Here is an 8724-nt window from a genome sequence, read left to right on the forward strand (position 1 = left end):
AGGAACATGCGCAGCAGCGGCCCAGTACGCGCGGGTGAACAAGTAAGGACCGCGCTTTTGTTGGCTGCCGGCGCGGGAAGCCGACTTTCTCCACTGACGGATTCAACCGCGAAGTGCCTTGTCGGTGTGAGCGTGATCCCCATTCTCGAGCGGTTGATCCGTTGCTTGAACGCCTACGGGTTCTCGCGCCTGGTCATCGTGGTCGGACATGAGGCGGACGCGATACAGGACTACCTTGGCGATCACTCGGGCGACATGGAGATCAGCTACGTCGTCAGCCCGCTCTACAAGACCACCAACAACATCTACTCCCTGTGGCTCGCCAGGAAAGAGATCGACGAGCCTTTCCTGCTGGTCGAGAGCGATGTCGTGTTCGACGAGTCGTTGCTCGAGGAGATGCTGCAGCCCGATCGGATCGCCATTTCCAAGCGGCTGCCATGGATGAACGGAACGACGGTCACGATCGACGAGGAGGGCCGCGTCAGCGCCTTCTACCTCGGCGCACTCAGCTGTGCTGACGCCGCGCACTTAAAGACGGTCAACATCTACAGCTTGTCACGCGATACGTGGAGGGCGGTCTGCGACCGACTCGATCGGCGCATCGCGGCCGGGCAAACGGGCGAGTACTACGAGTCCGTGTTCGCGGAGATGGTCGCCGACGGCAGCTTAGCGCTCGAGCCGGTGTTCTTCCCTGCCGAACGATGGTATGAGATCGACACGTTGGCCGATCTGGTGGCGGCTGAGCTCGTCTTCCCCAGACACTCCCTCGCCATAAGTGACTCGAAGCCGGTCTCTGGTCATCGCCGGGGCGGCAGAGCGGGGCGGGACTCGGCGCCGCAGGTTCGCGCCGCAAGAGAACTGGAGTACAAGGCACTCACATCGGAGCACGGCGGCTACTGGCGTCACGGCTTCGTCGACCATGCCTACTTGTACAACCTGTACTTCCCGCCGGAGTCGCTCTTCGAGCAACTCGGCAGGCAGATCCGTCAGCTGGTGTTGAACTACCCCGTCGCCCAGGACGTTCTAGCGGGGCTCGTGGGTGATCTGATCGGTCAACCCGCCAAGAGGATCGCGGTCGGCAACGGTGCCGCTGAGATCATCAAGATCATCTCCGGGCACCTCGCCGGTAGGCTCATCATCGCGGCTCCTTCGTTCAACGAGTACGCCAACGCGGCGCCTGCGGGACACGTCGTCGAGTTCGCCCTCGAGGCCCCCTCGTTCCAGCTCGACGTCGACAAGTTCGCCGCGGAGGCTATCGGCTGCAAAGCTGACTTCGCGGTCGTGGTGACGCCCAACAACCCGACCTCGCTGCTCGTGCCCAAGGGCGATCTAGTCCGCCTGGTGGGCCTTCTCGCCGAACACGACTGCACGCTCGTCGTGGACGAGTCATTCATCGACTTCGCCCAGGAAGGTTCTCGGGCATCCCTTGAGGCGGAGGTCGCTCGGTACCAGAACTTGGCGATCCTCAAGAGCATGAGCAAGGCATACGGCATCTGCGGGTTGAGGCTCGGCTATCTGCTCACCGCGAGCGAGACCCTTGTCCAGCGGGTTCGTGAGGGCTTGCCCATCTGGAACATCAACGGTTTCGCCGAGGCGTTCCTTCGTCTTGCTCCCCGCTATCGGCAGGAGTTCGCCGCCAGCTGTGACCAGGTGCGTGCTGATAGAGATGCGTTCTACGAGGATCTCAGTGGGATACCGGGGCTCTCCGTCTATCGGCCCGAAGCCAACTTCATCTTCTGCCGCCTTCCAGACGATGCTCCGTCCGGACCGGAGGTCACGCGCAGGCTGTTCGTCGAGGACAACATCTACATCAAGCACTGCCAGGCCAAGACCATGCCCGAGTCAAGCCGGTACATCCGCATCGCCAGCCGCACGAGGCGCGAGAACCAGGTCGTGGCCGATGCGCTTCGGCGAGTCGTCGGGCCGAAGGAAGCACGATGAGCGTGTCGCGCCGGCCGGTCGCTCCGCGACCGATGCTTTGGTTTGCGCGTGACTTGCCCAACGTGTGCTCGCTCGCAGGGCTCTTGTCGGCGGTGCTCGGGGTCTACTTCGCGATCCGCGGCGTCTTCCCGGCAGTGATGATCGCCCTGCTGTGGGCGGTAGTCTTCGACTGGAGCGATGGCCTCATCGCGCGGCGGATGAAAGGACGGACGGAGGATCAGCGTGCGTTCGGGGGGCAGCTGGACTCGCTGATCGACGTCGTCAGCTTCAGCATCGCACCTGCGGTGGTGTTGCTGAGCGTCGGGCGCTTCAGCCCCTGGTTCGTCCCGGGCGCCTTCGTGATCGTCGCCACGGGGGTCATCCGGCTGAGCTACTTCAACGTCTTCGGGCTGGTCGATGAGTCGACCTACCGTGGGTTGGCGCTCGACAACAACGTCATCATCCTGGCGCTTCTCTTTGTCTTCCGACACGCTGTGAGTGCCCCGGTGTTCATCATCGTCCTTTACGTCGCCCTGATGGCACTGGCCGCCCTCAACGTGGCTTCGATCCACACGCCCAAGCTCGGCGACAGGTGGTACTACGCCGTCGTACTGTATGTGCTCTGCCTGAGCGCGATCTTTGGATGGCAGCTGCTATCCGGCTGAGTGAACCGACTGAAACTGATAGCGAAGGTCGCCCAGGGCACGATACCCAAGGCGACCTGCTGTTTCTATGGTGCCCCCGGCGCGAATCGAACGCGCGACACCAGGTTCCGTAGCACATACGTAGCAGCGACCAGTACGGGGCGGAGTCTCCCTCGGTGGCCGCCCAGTGTATCGCGCAGAGACTACCCGGGAGCGGCGACGGGGTCGATACCTTCGGGCGACGGCGTCACGGTCGGCAGCGTCAGCGTGAACACCGAACCGACTCCCGGCTCGCTCTCTACCCGCAGCCCGCCACCCAGCAGGGTCGCGTAGTCCTGCGAGAGCTTGAGTCCCAGGCCAGTGCCGCCGGGTCTGGTCTTCTCGGGTTTCTCGATCTGGATGAATGCCTCGAAGATCCGCCGGAGGTCTTCGCACTCTATCCCGCATCCGGTGTCCGAGACCACGAACGAGAACTCCCCGTTCGGCCCCGTTCGCACGTTCATCTCGATGCGACCGGTGTCGGTGAACTTGATCGCGTTTCCCACAAGGTTGAACAGGATCTGGCGCACCTTGCTTGCGTCGGAGCGCAAGACCCCTATCGTACCCTGGGTGTCGACGGCCAGTTCCAGCCCCTTGCTCGTCGCCAGAGGCCGGACGGAGTCGGCCACCGCGTGAACGAGTGCCGCGGCATCGATGGGCTCTACGTGGATGTTCGCCTTACCGGCCTCCACCTTGGCCAGGTCCAGCACGTCGTTGATGAGCTCCAGCAGGTGTTTGCCCGAGGCGCTGATCATGCCGAGCTGGGTGCGCTGCTCGTCGGTGAGAGGGCCGGCCAGACCCTGACCCAGTACACCGGAGAAACCGATGATCGAGTTCAGCGGTGTCCTCAGCTCGTGGCTCATGCTCGACAGGAACGTGCTCTTGGCCTCGGTCGCCTCCCGCAGCGCGGTGTTGAGCGCGGCGAGCTGCTCGTTGGCGGCGGTGAGGTCGGCCGTGCGTTCCGCAACGAGATCCTCGAGATGCCGCTTGTGGGCCTCGAGTTCCGTCTCCACGCGCTTGCGTTCGGTGATGTCGTGAACGGTTCCCACGGATCGAATCGGGTTGCCCTCCTTGTCGTATGTGGTCTCACACTCCTCATGCACGTACCTGACCCGACCGCTAGGGAAGAGCAGGCGATGATCGAGGGCATAAGGGGTCCCGGTCTTGACAGAGTCGGCGTAAGCAGAATCGACCGCGTCCCGGTCCTCGGGGTGAATGGCACCGAGAAAGGCCTCGTAAGAGGCATCGAACTTCGTGGGATCGACCTCGAACATCCGGTAGATCTCGTCAGACCAGACGAGAACGTTGTTGACGATATCCAGTTCCCAGCTGCCGACATGGGCGATGCGCTGGGCCTCATTGAGACGGGCAGTGGTCTCCTTCAGGGCACGGTCTGCGAGAGCGCTCTCCATCTCCGCCCGCTTGCGCTCGGTGACATCGCACGCGGCCGCGAACACGCCCTGGAGCTCTCCCGCCTCGTTTCGATAGACGGAGGCGTTGTACTCGACGTCCATCACCGACCCGGAGACGTTTCTGAGGGCGAGAGGATAGTCTCGTACGAGGCCCTCCTTGAGGACGCGCTCGTAGCCCGCTCGCGCTCTGTCGGGGTCGGTGAAGTAGTCCGCGAAGTCGGTTCCGATGAGGCGATCGCGCGGGATGCCGGTGGCTTCCTCGGTGGCCTTGTTGACGTCGGTGATCTTGCCCTCGGGGCTGATCGTGACGAGCGGGTTGATGGTCGTCTCGATGAGGCTGCGGGCGTAGCGGGCAGCCTCGCGGGCGCGTTCCTCCGCATCCGCTCGCCTACGCCTCACCCTCAGGGCCTCGACCCCATAGGCGAGGTTGCCCGCGAGCTCGGACAACAGCGACTTCTCCTTGGCATCGAATGCGTCCGGCCGTTCGGCGTAGATCGCGATCGCGCCGAAGGCCGTGCCATCGGAGTCGAACAGGGGCAGGCTGATGCTCGACCGGTAGCCCTGGCGCATCGCTTCGGTTCTCCAGGGGGCGAATCTCGGGTCGTGCTCTATGTCCCGCGCAACGATCGGCTTTCGTTCGCGGATGCTCCTGCCCGACGGCCCTTGGCCGGTCGGTCCCGTCCCCCAGCTCACACTGATGTGCTCGAGGTAGTCCGCACCGGCCCCCGCCCAGGCGACCGGCCGGATGGATTTCTCCTCGTCATGCTCGACGAAGCCCACCCAGGCCATCCGATAGCCTCCGGTCTCCACCGCGACTGCGCATATGTCGTGCAGCAACTGCTTTTCGTCGGTGGCGTGCATCAGCGTCTGGTTCGACTTGCTCAGGGTCTCTATCACGCGCGTACGTTCCAGGACCTTCGCTTCGAGTCGCCTCTTGGACTTCCGCAGTTCCTTCTCCGCCTTCTTGCGCTGGCCGATCTCCTCGGTAAGGCGCGAGTTCGTTGCGTTCAACTCGTCGTATGCCTGGCTCAGCCGGGTGTAGTTGTGGAGCTCGTTCTTGAGCACCAGCGCGGCATAGCCGAAGAACGCGCGCAGCTGCTCCTGGACTTCGCGCGCGGGCATCAGCACGTCCTCCGCCTTGAGAACGCCGAGGACGTCCTCGCCCACGATCAGCGGGACCGCCATCGCATACGCCTGTGTGGACCCAGGCGTCAGCATCTTCACGTCTCGGGAATCATGCGCCGTCTCTACGGGCCGTCCCGTTTCGAAGGCCTCTCTCCCCAGATCGTCATCGATGGTGTCCGTCGTCCGAGTCTTGCCGTGGGCGTCCACGGACCTGAACTCGCGATCCATCCGGTAGGAGATGACGACGTTCGACCCACCGATCATGTCGCAGATCAGCCGCGCCATGCTCTCGAGCGCGTTCTCAGAGCCCGGCGTCCTACCCGATTCGGCGATGAGGTCGTACGCCCGCCGGGGAGGCGTCTTCTCAGAGGCCAGCCTCTCTGCGCGCTTACGCAGCCCCTCGAGCTCATTTCGTGAGACGCCGAGCGTATCGGGCATCGCGCTCACCCCGCTCGCCGGACGATCGGCCGCGCCTTTCGCGGGAGGAGCATCGGCACGGTTCCTGCCTTCTACGACAGTACTGTGTGCCGGTCCGGATGCTAGCCGACGCGACAGGCTGTTTCCTTATTCCCTGTTTCAGGTATCGCGACGCGAAGTACGGGTATGCGGAACGGACGGGCGGCGTCTCACGAGTGGGAATGTCCATCGCTCACGAAGACGAAGGTCGCCCAGGGCACGATACCCAAGGCGACCTGCTGTTCCTTATGGTGCCCCCGGCGCGAATCGAACGCGCGACACCAGGTTTAGGAATGCCTCTCGCGTGCTTACGCCGAGTGCAGTCTGGTTGCGTCAAGTTGCTTTCTCCGCAGGTCAGGACTGGTGACAACCGAGAACCCTGTTGCGTTCCGTGACGTGAAATCACGCCGTGTGACGTGCTGTTATCTCAAGTACTTGTGCCAGATTTCGGGCAAGTGGCGGCGGCGGGAACCGCACGACGAGAGGAGCGAATCGGGTTGATTCCCGGGTTGGGCCTCAGCACTACCCGTTCTTCGCCGCCGCCGCCTTCTTGATGAGCCGTGCAGTCTCTCCACCCTGGACTTCCGGACGGAACACGTCCTCGACAAGGATGGTGGCGAGTTCGTCGAGTCCAAGCCGATAGCCGGTTGAGGAGCGCATCTCCGAACGGAGCTTTGTGAGCATGGGAACCCCGAGGAGGACCTTGGCGACGCTGAAACCGCACAGAGCGGCCTTCTTGTCGTAGTACCCCTGCAGCTCGTTCTTGCGCTGGGCCTCAGCGCTGAGCAGATAGAGCAAATCCGACTTGGCCTTCGGCTTCATCTCATCGTCAGAGAGGGAGACCTCAAACACGATGTCTTGCGTAATCGGCTTTCCGAAGACGACACGGTACAGATTCCAGTCGTCGCCGTTGGTGAGAATGACCCAGTCGATGCCTTCGTTGGCAGCGTAGGTGACCGCCTGGTACACGTGCTTGGTGCTGAGCTTGGTGCCGATGGCCTTCACCTCGATGACGGCGAGGTACTCCCCGTCGTTCTTGAGACAGAAGTCCGCGTACGTGCCTTTGATCCGGTACTCGCCGGTGAGGTTGGTGAACGGATCCCAGCCTAGGAGGTCCGCAATCACGGACGACACGATCATGCGTGTGTCGGATTCGTTTGCGTTCGCCGCGCGAGCCCGGTCCACTATCCCGCGGAACTTCCTCAGTCCCCTTGAGATGCGCTCCTTGGCCTTGTCCTGGTAGACGGCCATCCGATGCTCCCTTCAGTTGACGACGCTCCCGTACGTGCTCCAGACCAGAATCAGGTTGAGGCGCCTGCTAGACCGGAGACTACTTGGCGGCGAGTGTGATGAGGAGGACTAAGATGTAGAGCGGCAGGCTGATCAGAAGGTTGGCCACTAGTGCGTGACCGAAGACGGCGAATGCTCTGGTCATGAAGTCGTTGGAGAGCAGGTCCGTGCGGGGCAAGCTCGCTGCCTGCTTCGGCGTGCGGGCGTTGCCTAGCGCGCGAACTTCGTGACGCAACTGCTCGATGAGCGGCACCAAATCAGCTGCTGCCATTGGAGGCACCTCGTGTCCACACTTGTCGCAGAACTTGGCGTCAACCCCAACTACCGAAGAGCACTCCGGGCACCGACGCTTCAGGACGCCGGTATCGTCGCCTGTGGCGGGACGCTCGACTTCCGGTTGAATGCCAGAGGGCGAGGCGGGTGCAGGGGTCCCGGAGACGGCCGAACTGAACCACTGGAAGCCTGCCGCATTCGCAAAGTCGCCTCGCAGATCGACCGCCAACCTCGAGACCGGCAGGCCAGACAGCTCCATGTGCTCAACAAGTCGCTGGAACGCGGTGCGAAACTCCCGTAGGCGGAGTTCTCGGTCGTCTAGATTGTAGAAGTCGTCTTCGCCGTCGACCCAGATCACATACGCACGCTGCACGGCCTCGAGGTACGGTTGAGCGCTTCCCTCGAGTTCCAACTGGAAGTGCCGAGACGTGCTCATGAGCCCCCCCGGTCTCTCGGTCCAACGTTGATGCGCGTAACCCGCAAACCAAGGCCTGCACTCTGCCTTGGTGAGAGCGTAGCTCTCAGGGCCTCGGTTTGTCGCGGTTGACGCGCTTGATAGGCCCGAGCAACCCGCTCACACGTGGCGAGTCTGACGACACCGAGGGAAGTTGGTGCACCCGTAGAACCGCTCTCCCTGCCTCTCGCCGTGCCGTGCTGTGCGAAGCACCATTGCGACACCGCAGGCGGGGCAGAGCGGCGGTGACGTCGTGGTCACCGGATCGGGAATCTGCACGGAGGGTTGCGAGGCGAGTGTCGATGCCGAAGCCGTCGTCATCGCAGGCGTAGCGACGGGCACCCTCAAGTTGAGCGGCCATAACAGAGACGGCAATCCCATCCTTGTTGTCGCGTCCGCAAGCAAGTGAGAAGTCCAGCCCCATGCGAAAGCGATCGTCCACCACAGGGGCGCGTGGAAGACGGCGAGGCCGATCGCGACAACGATGCTGGCGATAGCACCGAAGGCAATCGAGTGAACTGGCCCTCTATGCCCGAAGACCGCGGCGGCAACCAGCGAAAGGATTAGGAGGAGCGCGCCGACCCAAACGGCAATCCATGCGGCCGAGAAGTAGCCGGGTCCAAGTGCCGAAAGATCTAACACCTGCGGCCCAGTCTGCTTCCTCTGCCACGCGGCGACGGCCAGAAACCCGCCGCCGTATCCGCACAGTGTCGCGGGGATCGAGAAGCTCGCGAGCGACCACGGGTGGTCGAGGTCGGGTGCCAAGCCGCCGGCGGCAGCTACCGCCGCCGCGGTGACCATGGACACCGGTGGGATGTCCATACCGGCCTGCTGTAGTCCCCAACATGCTGCCCATGCCGAGACTCCGGCGATGGCCATGTGCTGCTGCCCTCTCACGGTACTCCCCCGGTTGGCTGCGCTGCCGACAGACTAGCGCGCGGTCCTGACATCCCCGCAACAACGACCCCGTGGTGCGCTCTGGGCCTAGTCACTATGAGATGGCCGGTCCGATCCGTGTATACGTGGATCGTCCGCGGGAATTCGGCCCGCGGCGCCGACAGACGGAGGGACCGGCCATGGACCAGCTTACCCACATCGGGCTCGACGTGCA

At 63.3% G+C, this 8724-nt stretch carries 6 protein-coding genes; 2 read left to right on the top strand and 4 right to left on the bottom strand.

All coding sequences use genetic code 11. The features are described from left to right. The first annotated feature begins 6 nt into the window (after positions 1-6). Together WC971_05490 and WC971_05495 are read left to right on the top strand one after the other, a co-directional pair. Positions 7-1941: an aminotransferase class I/II-fold pyridoxal phosphate-dependent enzyme gene (locus WC971_05490; protein ID MFA5844269.1), complete on the top strand. Its 1935-nt coding sequence runs from the start codon at positions 7-9 to the stop codon at positions 1939-1941. Continuing rightward, positions 1938-2585 carry a CDP-alcohol phosphatidyltransferase family protein gene (locus WC971_05495; protein ID MFA5844270.1) on the top strand — a complete coding sequence of 216 codons (648 nt, stop codon included), beginning with the start codon at positions 1938-1940 and terminating at the stop codon, positions 2583-2585. The genes WC971_05490 and WC971_05495 overlap by 4 nt, the downstream gene beginning before the upstream one ends. 182 nt (positions 2586-2767) lie before the next feature. Here the strand turns inward: WC971_05495 and WC971_05500 are convergent, their stop codons facing one another. The 4 genes from WC971_05500 to WC971_05515 form a co-directional block, all read right to left on the bottom strand. After that, positions 2768-5578 carry a GAF domain-containing protein gene (locus WC971_05500; protein ID MFA5844271.1) on the bottom strand — a complete coding sequence of 937 codons (2811 nt, stop codon included), beginning with the start codon at positions 5576-5578 and terminating at the stop codon, positions 2768-2770. A 540-nt stretch (positions 5579-6118) separates the two neighbouring features. Continuing rightward, complete coding sequence (locus WC971_05505) at positions 6119-6847, bottom strand: type I restriction enzyme HsdR N-terminal domain-containing protein (GenBank protein MFA5844272.1); 729 nt, start codon at positions 6845-6847, stop codon at positions 6119-6121. 79 nt (positions 6848-6926) lie between these two features. Then, positions 6927-7157 (bottom strand): hypothetical protein, encoded by a 231-nt coding sequence (locus WC971_05510; protein ID MFA5844273.1) that lies wholly within the window; start codon positions 7155-7157, stop codon positions 6927-6929. Between the two features lie 576 nt (positions 7158-7733). Beyond that, positions 7734-8492, bottom strand: a complete 759-nt coding sequence (locus WC971_05515; protein MFA5844274.1) for a metal-dependent hydrolase — start codon at positions 8490-8492, stop codon at positions 7734-7736. Positions 8493-8724 lie beyond the last annotated feature (232 nt).

The sequence above is a fragment of the Coriobacteriia bacterium genome (assembly GCA_041658765.1).
GTDB lineage: Bacteria > Actinomycetota > Coriobacteriia > Anaerosomatales > JBAZZO01 > JBAZZO01.